The sequence below is a fragment of the Hyalangium sp. genome (assembly GCF_045802625.1).
Classification (GTDB): Bacteria; Myxococcota; Myxococcia; order Myxococcales; family Myxococcaceae; genus Hyalangium.
The window spans coordinates 46,309-62,754 of sequence record NZ_JBJMQP010000086.1; the positions used below are offsets into that span (position 1 = coordinate 46,309).

Consider the following 16,446-nt stretch of genomic DNA (forward strand, 5'->3'; position numbering starts at 1 on the left):
GGTAAGGAACATTCGTTCCCACAGAGGGAAAGAAACGTCTCGGAGACGGCTGCTTCGAGCGGGTTGCTCCCTCGGCGCGTGCTGTGGCCGACAGTGCGCTCCCGGGCATCCACGTTGCAGAACCCCCTCGCGGGCTGCGGCGTGGAGGCTGGGCATGGTGGGGTGGCGAGGGTGGGAGTGGAGCTGGCGGGGCCTCCTCGCCGCGGTCCTTTTGAGCGGTCCGGCGCTGGCGCAGGAGCAGGTGGCCGAGGCGCAGCCGGTCTCGCCCGAAGCGCCCGAGGGGGTCTCTACGGACGTGCCGGCCCCGAAGAAGGCCAAGAAGCCGAAGACCGAGCCGCTGGGAGAGAACCCGGATGCGGCGGATGACAGCAAGGACGAGCGCACGTTGCGGGTGTTCGGGCGCGTCTTCGCTCGGGCCAGCGCGGACCAGCGGGATGAGTACTCGCGCTCGCTGTCGCTGCCGTCGGCGCGGGTGGGCGTGAACGCCGGGTTCGAGAACATCGAGGCGGAGGTGAGCGCGGATCTGTCCTCGAAGTCGCTCCTCAAGGACGCGTTCGTGCGGATCGCCGACGGGCACAAGCGCCTGCGCCTCTACGCGGGCCAGTTCAAGGCGCCCTTCCTGGCGCGCGAGCTGGAGTCCACGTGGGACCTGCCGCTGATGGACCGGGGGCTGGTGGTGGGCTACCTGAAGGACACGAACCAGCTCGGCGGCCGGCGCATGGGGCTGATGGGCGAGGTGCGGCTCAAGGAGGCATGGAACCTGAAGTTCTCCGGGGGCCTGTTCCAGGGCGCCAAGGACGAGACGGGCCAGCACACCAGCGAGGACGCCTCGGCGCGCGTCACGGTGCGCCCCTTCAAGGCGCTCACCGTGGGCGCCAGCAGCTACCTGACGCAGGTGATGGCGGGCACGAAGCAGTACGCGGTGGCCACGGACGGGACGCTGCACCTGGGCGCGCTGGCGCTGTCGGGCGAGGCCGTCACCGGGCGGCTGGGGCTGGGCCCCTTCACCGCGCAGCTCGGGCTGATCAGCTACCTGCTGCCGCTCACCCACGACTGGGCGCTCCAGCCGCTCGCCGGAGCCGAGGCGCTGCAGCTGCACGGGGACGTGGTGGGGCGTGGCTGGGCCACGGTGGGGGGCGCGAACCTCCTGTTCTCGGACGCCTTCAAGGCGCAGCTCCAGGCCGAGCACGCGCTGCGTCCAGGGGATGAGGCGCCAGGGACCGAGTACTCGCTGCAGCTCGCCATGCGCTTCTAGGCCCGGAGACCCGACGATGCTCTCGTTCGCCGAAGGGGAAGTCACCAAGCTTCGCCGTGAGTTCAAGCTCATCCTGGACACGGAGGCCCTGTCGGAGCTGTGCGCGCGGCTGTCCGGGGAGCTGGGCGGCTACCTGCCTCCGCCCACGCGGATCGTCTCCGTGTACTTCGACAAGCCGGGCCTCCCGCTGGCCCAGCGCGCCGTGCGCACGCCGGAGGACTGCCTCAAGGTGCGCACCAAGGAGTACTCGCCGGACATTGGCGCGGGCGGGGTGCAGCGCGTGGTGCTGGAGGTGAAGCGCGAGCGCCACGGCGTGACGCAGAAGCGCCGGGTGTGGGTGCCCCGGGCGCAGCTCCAGAATGTGATCCACCGGAGCGCGGGCCTGCTGCCGCTGATCGCCGGAGGCCGGCTGATCCCCGTGCTGGGGGTGACGTACCGGCGCCACGTGTACCAGGCCACGCAGGCCTGGCGGGTGACGGTGGATCGGGACATTGGCTTCCACCATGTCACTCCGCAGCTGGCGCTGTCGGGGGAGACGCTCACCGCGGAGCGGCTGGGTCCCCCGCTGTTCATGGATCGCCGCGTGGTGGTCGAGGTGAAGCACCTGGGCGAGGAGCTGCCGGCGTGGCTGGCGGCGCTCCACCCGGGCAGCAGGAGGCCGGCGTACAGCAAGTTCGCCGAGGGGATGGCGAGGGTTCACGCCTTCGCCGTGGATGGGGTTCTGGGGGGTTAGGGCGTGTTCATCGACTTCGAAGGCATCGACGGCAGCGGCAAGACGACACTCTCCAACCTGCTGGCGGGACGGCTGCGCAGGCTGGGTTACAAGGTGGCTCACGCACGCGAGGGAGGCGAGCTGCAAGCACCCACCGCGCGGCGCATCCGGGAGCTGACGCGCGACTCGCGGCTCCTGGAGATGAGCGCGCGCACCGAGTTCTTCCTCAACGTGGCGCGGGACGCGCAGCAGCTCGAGGAGATCATCGCTCCGGCGCTGGCTCGTGGCGAGGTGTGCATCAGTGATCGCTATCTGTACTCGCAGCTCGCGCTGAGCGGCGGCGGGCGTGGCCTGCCCCTGGTGGAGCTGGAGCCCGCGTGCGCCCTGGCCTCGCACGGCATCTGGCCGGATCTGGTGGTGCTGGTGGACGTGGAGCCGGATCTGGCGCGGCTGCGCAAGCGGCTGGGCAAGCTGAAGGAGGGCCGCGGCTCGGAGGGCGACAGCCGCAAGGGGCTGGCGGGCGCGGGGCTCGCGGTGCGGGTGCGCGAGGCGTTCCTGGCCATGGCTCGCAAGGATCCGGCTCGCTGGCTGATCATCGAGAACAATGATCAGCCGCTGTGGGTGCTCGAGCAGCGCATCGTGGACGCGGTGCTGGCGCGGCTGCAGGGGCGCGATCCCGAGGTCCAGCGCATCATCCCCCCGAGCCCCTTGACGGCCTCGGGGCCGGTGACGGTGGACAGCGTGGAGGAGCGCTTCGTCCAGGCGCTGGACTCGCTGGAGGCGCGGGAGCCGAGCCTCGCGGTGTGGATGCTGAACGGACTGCCGGGGCTGGCGGCGCACCAGCGGCGGCTGGCGGCCGTGGAGCGCTTCCCGGGGTTGGCCGTGCGCAGCCTCATGGGGCTGGAGGACGAGGCCTCCTGGTCGCTGCGCGAGCTGCTGACGAAGGTGGTGCCGGCGGACGTGGCCGCGAGCCTCGGAGTGAGCCAGGCGCCCAGGGCCATGGCGCTGCGCGCGCAGTTGTACTCCCTGGCCCCCGCGGAGGTGGTGGAGGGGCTCCAGGGCAACGACAGCCCCGAGGCCTGGGCTCTGCGTGAACAGGCCCTGCGGGACAGGCACCTGGCGAGCGTGCTGCTGGGCCTCACGGGCGTGGACGGAGACACGGCCTGGTCCGTGCGCGAGCTGGGCGTTCAACAGAAGCTGTACTCCGAGGTGGCGCGCAGCCTCACGGGCCTGAGCGGAGCGCGCGTGGACGCGCTGCGCGAGGCGCTCCTGAAGCATGATCGGCTCGGGGTGCTGCGCAGCGTCACCGGCCAGGACTCGCCCTTCGCCAACGGCCTGCGCGAGCAGCTCGCGGACAAGGCGCTCAAGCTGGTGCTCCGCTCGCTCACGGGCCTCGCCACGGACGAGGCCCACTCGCTGCGCGAGCGCGGCGCGCCTCTGACGAAGGAGGCCATCGACTCGCTCGACGGGCTGGATGATCCACGCGCGTGGCAGCTGCGCGAGACCTACGCGGAGCACTGGCCGGCCACCGTGCTGTCCTCGCTCAAGGGACTGCCGCTGACGGAGCGCGCGGAGGCGTTGATCACTCGCATCCTGAGTGCGGCCCCCGGGCGGCTCCCACTGCTGCGCAACGCCTACGCCGCCATCTTCGCGGCTCACGAGGCGCTGCCTGGGCGGGTCACCCGCCCGGCTGTCAGCGCCGAGTCACACCCCAGCCTCTAGGAGCGCACGCCATGGAGACCACCTTCACGGAGTTCTTCACCGAGCTGGACACGGAGCTGGCCCCGCTGCACATGGGCGTCATCGTGCTGCGGCTGCTCGCGGCGGTGTTCGTGGGCGCGGCGCTGTCGCTGAGGCCCTGGCGGCCGCTGATGCACCGGCCGCTGCCCAAGACGGAGATGATCCACGCCCAGGTGCTGCTGTGCACCGCTGCCGCCGTCATGAGCGCCGTCATCGGCAACAGCGTGGCCAAGGCGTTTGGGCTGGTGGGCCTGGGCGGCTTCGTGCGCTTCCGCTCCGGACTCAAGGATCCGCGGGACGCGGCGATCTTCTTCCTGATGATCGGCCTGGGCATGGCGTGCGGCCGCGGCAACCTGGGGCTGGCCCTGATCGGCGTGGCGTTCATCTCGGCGCTGCTGCTGGTGCTGGATCTCACCAGCTCGGAGGAGAAGGGCCCCAAGCAGCGCGTGGTGCTGTCTGCGCAGGCGGATGATCTGGTGTCCGCGGAGGCCTCGCTGCGCAAGGCGCTGGGGGAGCGCAACGTGCTGGTGAAGGGCTGCGCGCTCGACTTCACCGGGCGCCGGCTGGAGCTGGAAGTGGAAGAGAAGGATCCGGGCGCTCTCGTCGCGGCGCTGAGCCGAGCGGAGGGCACGCCCCTGCGGGGGCTGAGGTGGACGGCGGTGAGCCCCAAGGGAGCACGGGAGGAGCTGGTATGAAACGGGCAGTCGTGGCCGCGCTGGCGGCCGTGGTGTGGCTGGGGGGATGTGGCGGCGGGGGGAGCTTGCCCACGGGCAAAGGCGGATCGGACGCGGCGAACCCGCAGCTGCCGGATGCGCCCTCGCAGCCGTCGGATCCCAAGCCGGACGCGGCGCCGAGCCTGTGGCCGCTCACGGCCGGCTCGAAGTGGACCTACCGCATCACGGATCCGTCGAAGGGAGTGTTCGACAAGCACGTGGAGGTGCTCGGCTTGCAGACGGTGCCGGACACGACCATGACGGCCACCGCGGTGCGCAGCGTGCAGCCGTACCTGGAGGAGCTGTCCTGGCAGATCGAGCTCCAGAGCGGTGTGGTGGTGCGCCTGCGAGAGGAGGATCGCAAGGACGGCGCGGTGGTGCGGGTGACGACGTGGGCTCCAGCGACCGTGAAGTCTCTGGCGCAGCTCGAGCCCGAGGGCTGGAGCTACTCGTCCTCCATCCGCGAGACGGTGCGGCAGGACGACGGCAGCGTGGATGAGAAGGATCAGACCTACGTGTGGCGCGTGCTCTCGGTGAACGAGACCGTCGTCGTCCCGGCCGGCACCTTCACCAACGCCATCAAGATCCAGCGGGATCGGCCCGACAAGAGTGGCAAGGAGCGCACCTACTGGCTCGTGCCCGGCGTTGGGAAGGTGAAGGAGGATGGCGAGCGGCTCGAGGAGCTCTCCGCCTACGACGTGAAGAAGTAGCCCGAGCGGGAGGCGCCCTCGCGCGGGAGCGCCCCTCTGCCTGCATGCCCAGCGGGGCCTCGATGGATGGAGGTCCCGCCGTGAACCGTTAAGCCCTTCGACCCCGGAATCCATGGGGCCGGAGGGCTGCATGCATTTTTCAAAGGTACCTGCGCTCGGCGCTCTGGCCGTGGCTCTCACGCTGACGGCGGGCGTCTCCCAGGCAGCCCTCACCCGCGCTCCCTACTTGCAGCGCGTGGGGCCGAACATGGCCCTGGTCGCCTTCCGGCTGGACGCCAACTGCACCCCCGAGGTGCACTACGGCACCCAGGGAGCCACGAACCAGGTCGCCCGCTCGGCGGACAGCGGCCGGATCCAGGCCGTGACACTCAAGGGCCTGACCCCGGGTACCGACTACACCTATGAGGTGCTGGCCTGTGGCGCTCGCACGCCCACCGAGCGCTTCACCACCGCCCCCGTTCCCGGCACGCGCCACGTGCACTTCGCGGCCGTGGGGGACTTCGGCACGGGCGGAACAGACGAGCGGCAGGTGGCCGCCAGCATGCTCTCCAGCAAGCTGAGGCCGGACCTGTTCCTCGCGCTCGGAGACAACGCCTACGAGTCCGGCACCGAGGCGGAGATCCAGAACAACCTCTTCGCCCCGCTGGCGGCGGTGCTCTCCGAGGTCCCCTTCTTCCCGGTGCCGGGCAACCACGAGTACGTCACCAACCAGGCCCAGCCGTACCTGGATAACTTCTACCTGCCCACCAGCTCCAGCGGCAGCCAGCGCTACTACTCCTTCGACTGGGGCAATGTGCACTTCGTGGGACTGGACTCGAACTGCGCCGTCGGGCTGGCCTCGAAGGATCGCTGCACCATGGAGGCGCAGCGGGCGTGGCTGGAGCAGGACCTGGCCGCGAGCAAGGCGGACTGGAAGATCGTCTACTTCCACCACCCGCCCTGGTCGAGCGGCGCGCACGGCTCGCAGCTCGTGATGCGCCACCAGTTTGGCCCTCTCTTCGAGAAGTATGGGGTGGATCTCGTCCTCACCGGGCATGACCACAACTACGAGCGCAGCCGGCCCATGCTCGGCGACGACGTGGCGCCCTCGGGCAAGCGGGGCATCACCTATCTGGTGGTCGGCGGCGGCGGCGCGACCCTGCGGCCCTTCGACGGCGCGGCCCCTGCGTGGAGTGTCCTCCGCAACGCCACGGATCATGGCTACCTGGATGTCGACGTCACCGAGGGCACCCTCACCGCGAAGGTGCTGACGCCCGCGGGCAAGCTGATCGACTCCTTCAACCTGACGAAGCAGCTCGGGCCCGCGCCGCAGCCCTCGCCGGGCACCAGCGAGACGCCCACCGAGCCAGTGCCCCAGCCCCCAGTGGCTCAGGCGCCTGGGACTGAGACCCCGGGGACGCTCCAGCCCCCGGCGGAGACTCCCAGCACCCCGGGAGACTCCACCGGGCTGCCGGGAGACGCGCCCTCCAGCGCGGGGTGTTCGACGTTCCCCTCCGAGATCTTTCTCCCGCTCGCCGCGCTCTCGCTGGCCGAGTTCCTGCGGCGCCGTCGGGACTGAGCCCTCACATCATGGCGAGTGCGGCTCCTCTCTCATTGATTCTGGGACGAACCCGAGAGGCAAGCCGGGCAGAGGAATGAACTATCTGGGTCTGGATCAGACGACTCAGTGTGAGTCCAAACACCAGGGCGGTGGATCTGCGAAAGGGATTGTCCTTCATTTGCCGTCTCCGTGACTGTTCGCGGCTCAAGGCCGGGAATGCACGGTAGGCAACGGGAGGACAGTGAGGCTGTACTGCCCGAGACGTACAGAGACCTCACCCTGGCCCTTCTCCGCGCTTGCCACCGGGCTGCCGGGATGCGATGGGCGCCTGTACCGCAGGTTCCCCTCCCTCCCGGGGCCCTGGAGCCCGCCATGAAAAGATCCCACCGTCCGGCCTCGAAGAAGTCGTCCTCCCAGAAGCCCTCACGCCCCCGGGGCCCGAAGGCCCCCGCCGAGAAGGCCTCTCGCAACACGCCCAAGTCCCACGGCACACGCCCGCTGCGCGAGGATCTCGTCCTCCAGGCCAGCCTCGAGGCCTACGGCCTGGTGCGCCACGAAGGCCGCCTGTCGGATCGAGCGCTCGACTTCACCCTGCGGCGCAAGGCCCACCTGTACTCGACCGAGCGCCGTGCCGTCTCCGAGCGCGTCTATGCGCTGCTGCGCCGCCAGCGCACGGTGGACCACCTGCTGGCTCACGCGCGCCCCGGCTTCGAGCAGCTACAGACCACCCGCCAGGACGTGCTGCGCCTGGCCGCCTCCCGCGTCCTCCACGGCGAGGCCCCGCCCACGGTGGCGAAGGACTCCTCGCTGACGGGAGTGGATGCCGCCGCACTGGACGCGCTCCCGGATGCCGCCGCCGCGCTGGATTCACTGCCCGCGCGCCAGCGCTTCCCCATCGCCGCCTCCCTGCCTGACTTCCTGGCCGAGAAGTTCCGGGAGACGTTCGGAGAGGACGCCGAGCGCGCCGCCGAGGCGATGAACGAGCGCGCTCCCCTCACCGCACGCGCCAACCTGCTCAAGACCGACCGCGACAGCCTGCTCCAGCGCCTGAAGGCCGAAGGCGTCGAGAGCCAGCCCACGCCCCTGTCGCCCATGGGGCTGTGGCTGGAGACGCGCATCAACGCCTTCGCGCTCGAGAGCTTCCGCGAGGGCCTCTTCGAGCTGCAGGACGAGGGCAGCCAGATCCTGGGCATGCTGGTGGACGCCCCGCCCACGCGGGTGGTGGACGCGTGCGCGGGCGCCGGAGGCAAGACGCTGCAGCTCGCCGCGCAGATGAAGAACCGGGGCGATCTGCACGCGCTGGACGTGGATGAAGGCCGCATCGACGAGCTGCGCAAGCGCGCCCGCCGCGACGGCGTCCACAATGTCCGCACCCAGGTCATCCCCGCCGAAGGCCCCTCCGTGGACGAGGCGCTCGCGCCCCTGAAGGACAAGGCGGATCGGGTGCTGGTGGACGCGCCCTGCAGCGGCACCGGCACCTACCGCCGCAAGCCGGACGCGCGCTACCGCCTCAACCCCGAGGATCTGGCCCACCACGTGGCGCGGCAGAAGACGCTGCTGGAGCGCTTCTCCACGCTGGTGAAGCCGGGTGGCCGGCTCATCTACGGCACGTGCAGCGTCCTCCGAGAGGAGAACGAGGCCGTGGTGGAGGACTTCCTCTCCCGCCACCCGGACTTCTCGGTGCGCCCGGTGACGGAGCAGCTGGGGCCGGAGCTGGGAGCCCAGGTGAGCCGCGGCCCCTTCCTGCGGCTGGCGCCTCATACACATGGAACGGATGGGTTCTTCGGCGCGATCCTGGTCCGGGCAAAGTAAACTCTAGGAATCTGATCCTCACGGAGCGCCTCGGCAATGCCGGAAGCAGTCCACTATCGCGTCTCGATGCCCCGCCCGCACTCGCACCTGTTCGAGGTGGAGGCCACCTTCCCCGCGGCCCCCGAGGTGCTCGACGCAGTCCTGCCCGTGTGGACGCCGGGCAGCTATCTCGTGCGCGAGTATGCGCGCCACATCCAGGACGTGACGGCGGTGGGCCCGAGCGGCGAGACGCTCCCGGTCCAGCGCACGGACAAGCGCTCGTTCCGCGTGCACGCCGACGGTAAGGCCGTGACGCTGCGCTACCGCGTCTACGCGAACGAGCTGACGGTGCGTACCAGCCACCTGGATGGCTCGCACGGCTACTTCAACGGCGCCACCCTCTTCCTCTACACGGAGGCCACGCGCCACCGCGAGCACCGCGTCACCGTGGTGGCTCCGGAGGGCTGGCGGACGTTCACCGCGCTGGAGCAACAGGGCGGCACCTTCCTGGCGCCGGACTACGACACGCTGGTGGACAGCCCCTTCGAGCTCGGCCCCCACACTCCGCTGTCCTTCGTGGCCGCGGGCGTGCCGCACGAGGTGGTCATCTGGGGCGACACGGTGCCGGACGCGGACAGGCTGACCGCGGATCTCCAGCGCATCTGCGAGGCGGAGGCGCGGCTGTTCGGCGGGCTCCCCCTGAAGCGCTACCTGTTCCTGGTGTACCTGGCGGACAAGGGGCGCGGAGGGCTGGAGCACCAGGCCTCCACGGCGCTGCTGTTCCCGCGCTCGGCGCTGCACGGCAGCCGGGGCTGGGAGGACTTCCTCACGCTGGCCGCGCACGAGTACTTCCACCTGTGGAACGTCAAGCGCATCAAGCCTCGAGCGCTGGTGCCGTTCGACTATTCGCAGGAGAACTACACCACGCTGCTCTGGGCCTTCGAGGGGATGACGTCGTACTACGACAACCTCTTCGTGCGCCGGGCGGGGCTCATGTCCGCCCAGCGCTACCTCACGCGCCTGGGCGAGACACTCACCATGCTGCACGGCACTCCGGGCCGCCGGGTGCAGACGCTGGCGGACGCGTCGCTGATGAGCTGGATCAAGCACTACCGGCCGGACGAGAACTCGGCCAACAGCGCCATCTCCTACTACCTCAAGGGCGAGGTGGTGTGCGCGCTGCTGGACCTGGAGATCCGCCACGCCACCGAGAACACGCGGGGCCTGGACGACGTGCTGCGCCTGCTCTGGCAGCGCTACGGGGATGGCTCGGGAGTGCCGGAGGACGGAGTCGAGGCCGCCGTCGCGGAGGTGGCGGGCAAGGACCTGAAGCCCTTCTTCGATCGGGCGGTGCGCTCCACGGAGGAGCTGGACTACTCCAGCTTCTCGCACGTGGGCCTCGAGGTGGGCTTCCGGGTGCGCGAGTTCAGCAGCGACAAGGGCGGCACGCCTCCGCCCGCGCGCAAGAGCGGTGAGAAGCCCAAGGGCTGGCTGGGTGTGTCGCTCAAGGGCAGCGCCACGGTGGCCACGGTGACGGACGGCTCGCCGGCGATGGAGGCCGGGCTCTACCCCGAGGACGAGGTGGTGGCGCTGGACGGCTACAAGGTGGATGGAGCGGGGCTGGTGGGCCGGTGCGAGGACAAGCGCCCCGGGGAGACAGTGCGGCTCACGGTGTTCCGCCGGGACAAGCTGATGGAAATCCCCGTGGTTCTGGGCCTGAAGCCGGCGGACGCGCTCTATCTCACCCGGGTGGACAAGCCCACCGAGGCACAGAAGGCCGCCTTCCAGGCCTGGCTGGGTGCCGCCTGGGACGAGGCGGTGGGTTAAGCTCCTGGGCATGAGGGGCTCCTTGGAGAAGGCCATACCCGCGCCCTGCCAGCGTCACCCCACGGTCATGGCGGGCTGGAGCTGTGACAACTGCCAGGCCACGCTGTGCCCGGACTGCGTGGCCGTGCGCCGCTCGCTGGCCACCGAGTACCTCTCCTGCGGCCTGTGCCAGGGCCGGGTGCTGCCCATCCTCGTCCACCGCTCGCGGAGCCCACTCGCCGAGCGGCTATGGGGGATCTGGCGCTATCCGTTCACCCTGTCCGGGCTCGCGGTGCTGCTCGGGCTCAGCTTCCTGCTCATGGTGTTGCGCTGGGCCGCCGAGTCCACGTTCCTGCTGCTCAAGTTCCTGCCCACGGTGATCGGGCTGGGCGTGTTCTGGGGCGCCTTCTTTCACATCATCCGCTCCACGGCTCGAGGCGAGCGCGAGCTGGACACGCCGGACTACTCGGAGTTCTTCTCCGACTGCGTGAGGCCTGCCTTGCGCGGCCTCGTGGGCACGTCGCTGCTGTGGGGGCCCGGCCTGCTCTACCTGCTCTTCATCAAGCGGTGGGACGTGAGCAAGCCGATGAACGAGCTGCTGTCGTCGCCCGCCTTCTACATCACCGGCGGGCTGCCCGAGCTCGACTGGAGCCAGGTGGTGGGAGATCCCATCCTCTGGCTGATCGTCCTGGCCGGAGCGGCCTGGCTGCCCGGGGTGCTGTTGATCGCGGCGGCGGAGCAGAGCGTGCTGACGATGCTCAACCCGCTGGCGGTCGTCGCCACCGTTCGCCGGCTGGGCCGGGACTACACGCGCACGCTGGCCGCGCTGGCAGGACTCACCGTGGCGCTCCTGCTGGGACGCCTGGTGGCCGCGGGCATCCACTGGCTGGATCTGCCGCTGCTCTCGCGCTGGGCGGCGGAGCTGGTCACCTGCATCGCGCCCTTCCTCATGGCGCGCGTGCTCGGGCTGCTCCTGTACAGCCGCGGAGATGAGCTCGGGTATGGCTCGCCCTCGGAATACCTGGAGCCCATTCTGGGAGACACCCGGCCGCGCGTGGAGGCCCCTCCCCTGCGCGTCGAGCCGGTGGTCCCAGCGGAGCCCCCCACAGCCGCGCCCCCCGCCCTCACCGACACGCTGTCGGCGCTGGTCCAGGCGGTAGAGGCTCAAGATGCGGGCAAGGCCCTGCCCCTGTATGCCGAGCTCCGGGAGCCTCGCTCCCTCAAGCAAGTGGAGTCGGCCCACCACCTCTTCGTGGGCCAGGCGGCCGCGGCGCAGGGACAGTACGCGCTGGCGGTGAAGGCGCTGGAGACGGCGGCGGACGTGGAGCCGGACGGGCCGTCGGCCTCGCGAGCCCTGGTGTTGCTGGCCCGCGTCTACGCCGAGCGCATGAAGGATCCCGAGCGCGCCCAGAGCATCTACCGCTACGTCGTTCACCGGTATCCGAACACGGACGCCTCTCGGTTCGCGCTGGCACACCTTTCGCCAACTTCCTGACGGTGCGTGTTGCCGCAACGAGGGGCCGGCACCACTTTCGGAGCCATGTCTCGGTTGCGAATCCTCTCGGTGCTGCTGGGCCTCGCTTGTCTGCCGGCCTGTGACAACAGGCCCGTGGTGAACAGAGGCGAGGACACGTGCACAGCGGAGCTGGTGTCGTTGAAGGTGGAGGTAGTCACGGCGGAGGGGGTCCGGGTGAAGGGGGCCACCGTCACCGCCGTGAATGAGGAGTCCCACGAGAGCATTACCGGCGTGACGAACGAGACGGGCGTCAGCAGGGCGGTGAACGAGTCGCTCGCCCCCGGTGTCACGCGCTTGACGGCCGTGGCGGGCTCGAAGGTGTCCCAGGACACCGAGGTCCAGTGGGACTGCGACGGCTGTCACTGTGAGCCCATTCCCGACTCGGTGACGTTGGAGCTCAACCCATAGCGTCCACGACCTGTGGGGTAGGCACGCTGGCAGGCACCCGAACTCGGCGGTTGTCCCGCGATCCGCAGGCCGCTAGCCTTCGGGGGACATGCCGAGCCTGGAAGAGCTGCTCCAAACACCCCTTGCGGAGCTGACCGAGCGCTTCGTCGAGCGCGCCCAACCCGTGCCTCGCGGCCTGTTGGAGGCGCTGGACGCGGACGGCCGGCAAGGGGCTCGCATGCTCGCTCGCCGCATCCGGGCCCGGCAGGAGAAGAACCGCTCCGAGGGGCAACGGCTGCGCCACCTGCTGCGCTACGAGGTGGAGCTGTGGACGCAGGGTATGGAGCGCGTGGCCGGAGTGGACGAGGCAGGGATGGCTCCCCTGGCTGGCCCCGTGGTGGCCGCGGCGGCCATCCTGCCGAAGAACTACCGGCTCAAGGGGTTGGACGACTCGAAGAAGATCCTGGATGAGGAGCGCCGGGAGGAACTGGCCGTAGCCCTCAAGCGGGACGCGGTGGCCTGGGCGGTGGGCGTGGCGGAGGTCGAGGAGATCGATCGCATCAACATCTACCACGCGGGGTTGCTGGCCATGCGGCGGGCGGTGCAGGCGCTGACGCTGGTGCCGGAGTACGCGCTGGTGGACGCGCGCACCATCCCCGAGTGCCCCTGCCCGCAGAAGGGCATCATCCACGGGGATGCACTGTCGATGAGCATCGCGGCGGCGTCGATCCTCGCGAAGACGACGCGGGATCGGATGATGGCGGTGTTGGACGCGCAGTACCCGGGCTATGGGCTGGCCTCGCACAAGGGCTACCCGACGCCGCAGCACTTCCAGGCGCTCAAGGAGAAGGGCGTGTTGCCGATCCACCGAAGGAGCTTCGGGCCGGTGCGAGAGGCGCTCGGGCTGGAGCCCGTGCAGGAGGATCTGTTCCCCCCTTCTCCGCCTGATCCTTCGCGGTCGTGAGCGCCGATCGCGATATTGACGAGTGGCTGGCAGAGCGAGGCATCACGCCTCTGGACTCCCGTACGCGGGCCCGGGCGGCGCTGGAAGAAGCGAAGATCATCAACCCGAAGAAGGCTCGCATGAGCGAGCAGAAGCTGGAGCGCGCGGAGGCGGTGCTGGCCGAGCGCTTCTTCCGGGTCTGCAGCGCTCCGGCGTGCGCGCAGGTAGCGAACGCGAGCGGCCGGGCGCCGCTGCAGGTAGAGCCGCGGACGTACTGCGAGAGCTGCGGGGGTTCGAACAACCGGCGCGCGGTGGCGGACTTCGTGGAGGCGTGCAAGCGCAAGAGCGTGCGGCGCGTGGTGATCGTGGGGGGCTCGCCGGCGGTGCGAGAGGAGCTGGAGGAGCAGCTCGCGGGGCAGATCGAGCTGCGGATGGTGGACGGCACGGAGCGACACACAGCGGACAAGGCCCGGCACAACCTGGACTGGGCGGATCTGATCCTGGTGTGGGGAGCCACGGAGCTGCACCACAAGGTGAGCGCGCACTACACGGGCGGGCCGCCCTCGGTGAGCCGCAAGGTGATCCACGTCACCCGGCGAGGAGTGGCCGCGCTGCTCGAAGCGGCCATCACCCACCTGAAACGGTGAAACAAAATAGAGAGCTGGCAGCCATCAATACCTGACGCCATCCAGCCCCCCGAGCGCAGCCTTGATCTCATCTTCGCTGGCGCCAAACCTCTTCCCAAGGACCGCAGCAGAGAGCGTCACAGCCGACGTCCCCGGCGGACTTGCAGACAGGGTCTTCACCAAGATCCCCACCTGTCCAGGCCATGGGATCTTGCTCAGCTCATCCAACCTCCGGACCGGATCCAAGATGGTGAAGCAGGGCCACGGAGGAAACCGCAGCGTGCTGGCGTCGCACCCAATGAACCGGCACCCCTGCAGCTGCGCCGCGCTGAAGTCACAATCCTCAATGCCACCTTGCTCTGGGGAATCTGGCCATTGTCCAAAGTCGCAACCCGTCAAGCGCCCCGTGAACTTGCAGCCTTTCAAGAACGCACTACACCACCGAAAGTTCTTTAGCTCCTTCTTCACTTCGATGGTGGAATCAAGAATCCGTGCCTGATTGACATGAATCCGCTGCGCAGGCACGCGCAAGACAAGGGTGCAATGCCGGAGGATCAGGTTACGCCCCAGGAAATAAAGAGCGTCCTCACCGCCGAGTTCCAACCGCTCGTTATCGATGACTCTGTCTTCGAAGGTGACGTTCGTCAGCCACATCGCCGGCACCTCTCAGAACGTGATCATCCGGAAGAGCGCAACCAAAGCCATCAAATCGGCGCGATTCTCATCCTGCTCACGGCACCGACCACAAGAACTCACGGAAACCACATTGACAGCCAAACAAAGCCAACCCAACAACAATTAGACAGAGTTCAAGAATTACTTGGACACAGATCCCTCTTCTTCAGAAGAGCCTGAAGCAACCAAGCAACTCTTGCGGCATCAACGAATCCACAGCAAACACTCTGGATTGATCGGCTCTTTCACAAAACTCACATCAGCAAGAACACTGCGTTCGATGTGATTGACACACTTCTCGGATCCATAGTGCTCGCCCGAAATGTGATTACATGCAACACAATCCTCACGACAAATCGAGCACACCGAGACCTCAGCAATTCCTCCAACACTGAGACCCCTTAACACACCATTATCAATCTTATTGCGTGTCACCTTGCTGGTGATTTTCATCTCCCGAATAACAAATTCTCCCTCATCGCGATCTATTGCCCCCCACCCCACCACTCGCGGAATGTGCTCTTCAAACAATGGCACAGGGAGGCTGGGATAAGGACTCTTCCTTGCTCTAACCTCTCGGTAAGCCCTTCTAGCCTCCTTCTGATGAGCCAGCATGTGCTTGACCCAGGCCGGTTCCAAGACAGTCCCCTTGTGAGAGAAAGCTTCTGGACCTTCTCCTATCTTAATGACCACACCCAGCTGTTCGGGGAGCGGCTCTTTTGCACTTGCACCTTGATGCCGTTGCCACGCGCGATCTATTGCGCTTGCAATCAGGCTACAGGCAATTCCAGTGGGGATACTAACGAAATAAGCTATCACTGGGTCCTTCAAGAACTCCTGCAACCCCTTTTGAAATAAATATTGAAGGGGACGATCATCTTCAGTTCAGGCTCAACAACAACCTTTTTGCCTTCTTCCCTAAGAGCTTTGATTAGCGTCAAAACATCACCCGAGACTACCTTCCTATCCGGAAATCTCGCAACATAAGGATTAAAGCTCTTGATACGCACAGTATCTACAGGGGGAGGCATAAACCATGGCTTTCATGCAAATCATCAAGCTGCGCCTATTACGTTCACCCTGATGACTATAATTTACTTATAGCAGCGCGAATGTTTTGCCGAGAAACGTGGCCGTTGCACTAAAATGTGCATGCAACGGCCAGTCTTTCTCGAAGGAGCCCTACTCCTCGTCCTGGCGCAGGGCCGCCAGTACGTTGAGGTCCTCGAGCGTCGTCGTGTCTTGGGTCGTCTGCTTGCCCGCGGCCACGTCTCGCAGCAGCCGGCGCATGATCTTTCCGGAGCGCGTCTTCGGCAGGCCCTCCGCGAACCGGATCTCATCCGGCCGGGCGATCGCGCCGATCTCCTTCGCCACGTGCGCCGCCAGCTCCTTCTTCAGCTCCGGCGAGGGCTCCGTGCCCTTCTTCAACGTGACGAACGCCACCAGCGCCGTGCCCTTCAAGTCATCCGGGCGCCCCACCACCGCGGCCTCGGCGATGCGCGGGTGCGCCACCAGCGCGCTCTCCACCTCCGCCGTGCCCAGACGATGGCCGGCCACGTTCACCACGTCATCCACGCGGCCCATCAGCCAGAAGTAGCCGTCCGCGTCCGTGCGCGCCCCGTCGCCCGTGAAGTACTTGCCCGGCAGCTCGCTGAAGTACGTCTTCACATACCGCTCCGGATCCCCGTACACCGTGCGCAGCATCGACGGCCACGGCTTCGTGATGAACAGCAGCCCACCCTGCCCCTTTGGCACCGGGTTGCCCTGCCGATCCAAGATCTCCGCGTGGACCCCCGGCAGAGGGAACGTCGCCGAGCCCGGCTTCGTCGGCGTCGCCCCCGGCAGCGGCGTGATCATCATCCCGCCCGTCTCCGTCTGCCACCACGTGTCCACCACCGGGCACCGTCCGCCGCCAATCACGTCCCGGTACCACATCCACGCCTCGGGGTTGATCGGCTCTCCCACCGAGCCCAGCAGCCGCAGCGAGCTCATGTCGTGCTTGCGCGGGTGCTCCTCGCCCAGCCGCATGAAG

General features: G+C 68.1%; 15 protein-coding genes. 12 read left to right on the forward strand and 3 right to left on the reverse strand.

Translation table 11 applies throughout. From position 1 onward, the window contains the following. The first annotated feature begins 154 nt into the window (after positions 1-154). From ACJ8AT_RS16240 to ACJ8AT_RS16295, 12 genes are all read left to right on the forward strand, one after another. Positions 155-1,255: a porin gene (locus tag ACJ8AT_RS16240; protein WP_407738644.1), complete on the forward strand. Its 1,101-nt coding sequence runs from the start codon at positions 155-157 to the stop codon at positions 1,253-1,255. Positions 1,256-1,271: 16 nt separating this feature from the next. Continuing rightward, the gene (locus ACJ8AT_RS16245) at positions 1,272-1,988 is read left to right on the forward strand and encodes a VTC domain-containing protein (RefSeq protein ID WP_407738645.1); all 717 of its coding nucleotides are present in this window, start codon (positions 1,272-1,274) and stop codon (positions 1,986-1,988) included. 3 nt (positions 1,989-1,991) lie between these two features. Beyond that, the gene (gene tmk / locus ACJ8AT_RS16250) at positions 1,992-3,689 is read left to right on the forward strand and encodes a dTMP kinase (protein WP_407738646.1); all 1,698 of its coding nucleotides are present in this window, start codon (positions 1,992-1,994) and stop codon (positions 3,687-3,689) included. Positions 3,690-3,700: 11 nt separating this feature from the next. Further along, the gene (locus ACJ8AT_RS16255; RefSeq protein WP_407738647.1) at positions 3,701-4,402 is read left to right on the forward strand and encodes a DUF4956 domain-containing protein; all 702 of its coding nucleotides are present in this window, start codon (positions 3,701-3,703) and stop codon (positions 4,400-4,402) included. Continuing rightward, positions 4,399-5,130, forward strand: a complete 732-nt coding sequence (locus tag ACJ8AT_RS16260) for a hypothetical protein (protein ID WP_407738648.1) — start codon at positions 4,399-4,401, stop codon at positions 5,128-5,130. The genes ACJ8AT_RS16255 and ACJ8AT_RS16260 overlap by 4 nt, the downstream gene beginning before the upstream one ends. Positions 5,131-5,260: 130 nt before the next feature. Beyond that, entirely contained in the window at positions 5,261-6,688 is a 1,428-nt protein-coding gene (locus ACJ8AT_RS16265; protein ID WP_407738649.1) for a metallophosphoesterase, read from the forward strand. Between the two features lie 354 nt (positions 6,689-7,042). Then, on the forward strand, positions 7,043-8,482 hold the full coding sequence (locus ACJ8AT_RS16270; RefSeq protein ID WP_407738650.1) for an RsmB/NOP family class I SAM-dependent RNA methyltransferase: 1,440 nt from the start codon (positions 7,043-7,045) through the stop codon (positions 8,480-8,482). Positions 8,483-8,518: 36 nt separating this feature from the next. Beyond that, entirely contained in the window at positions 8,519-10,288 is a 1,770-nt protein-coding gene (locus ACJ8AT_RS16275; RefSeq protein WP_407738651.1) for a M61 family metallopeptidase, read from the forward strand. A gap of 10 nt (positions 10,289-10,298) precedes the next feature. Beyond that, complete coding sequence (locus tag ACJ8AT_RS16280) at positions 10,299-11,762, forward strand: tetratricopeptide repeat protein (RefSeq protein ID WP_407738652.1); 1,464 nt, start codon at positions 10,299-10,301, stop codon at positions 11,760-11,762. A 45-nt stretch (positions 11,763-11,807) separates the two neighbouring features. After that, the gene (locus ACJ8AT_RS16285) at positions 11,808-12,191 is read left to right on the forward strand and encodes a carboxypeptidase regulatory-like domain-containing protein (protein WP_407738653.1); all 384 of its coding nucleotides are present in this window, start codon (positions 11,808-11,810) and stop codon (positions 12,189-12,191) included. An 88-nt stretch (positions 12,192-12,279) separates the two neighbouring features. Beyond that, the gene (locus ACJ8AT_RS16290; protein ID WP_407738654.1) at positions 12,280-13,134 is read left to right on the forward strand and encodes a ribonuclease HII; all 855 of its coding nucleotides are present in this window, start codon (positions 12,280-12,282) and stop codon (positions 13,132-13,134) included. After that, on the forward strand, positions 13,131-13,760 hold the full coding sequence (locus ACJ8AT_RS16295; RefSeq protein ID WP_407738655.1) for a hypothetical protein: 630 nt from the start codon (positions 13,131-13,133) through the stop codon (positions 13,758-13,760). Before ACJ8AT_RS16290 ends, ACJ8AT_RS16295 begins: the two co-directional genes overlap by 4 nt. 24 nt (positions 13,761-13,784) lie before the next feature. Here the strand turns inward: ACJ8AT_RS16295 and ACJ8AT_RS16300 are convergent, their stop codons facing one another. The 3 genes from ACJ8AT_RS16300 to ACJ8AT_RS16310 form a co-directional block, all read right to left on the reverse strand. After that, positions 13,785-14,393 carry a hypothetical protein gene (locus tag ACJ8AT_RS16300; RefSeq protein ID WP_407738656.1) on the reverse strand — a complete coding sequence of 203 codons (609 nt, stop codon included), beginning with the start codon at positions 14,391-14,393 and terminating at the stop codon, positions 13,785-13,787. Between the two features lie 225 nt (positions 14,394-14,618). Beyond that, positions 14,619-15,245, reverse strand: a complete 627-nt coding sequence (locus ACJ8AT_RS16305; RefSeq protein ID WP_407738657.1) for a hypothetical protein — start codon at positions 15,243-15,245, stop codon at positions 14,619-14,621. 351 nt (positions 15,246-15,596) lie between these two features. Beyond that, a partial coding sequence (locus tag ACJ8AT_RS16310; RefSeq protein ID WP_407738658.1) for an AMP-binding enzyme occupies positions 15,597-16,446 on the reverse strand: 850 nt, incomplete at its 5' end.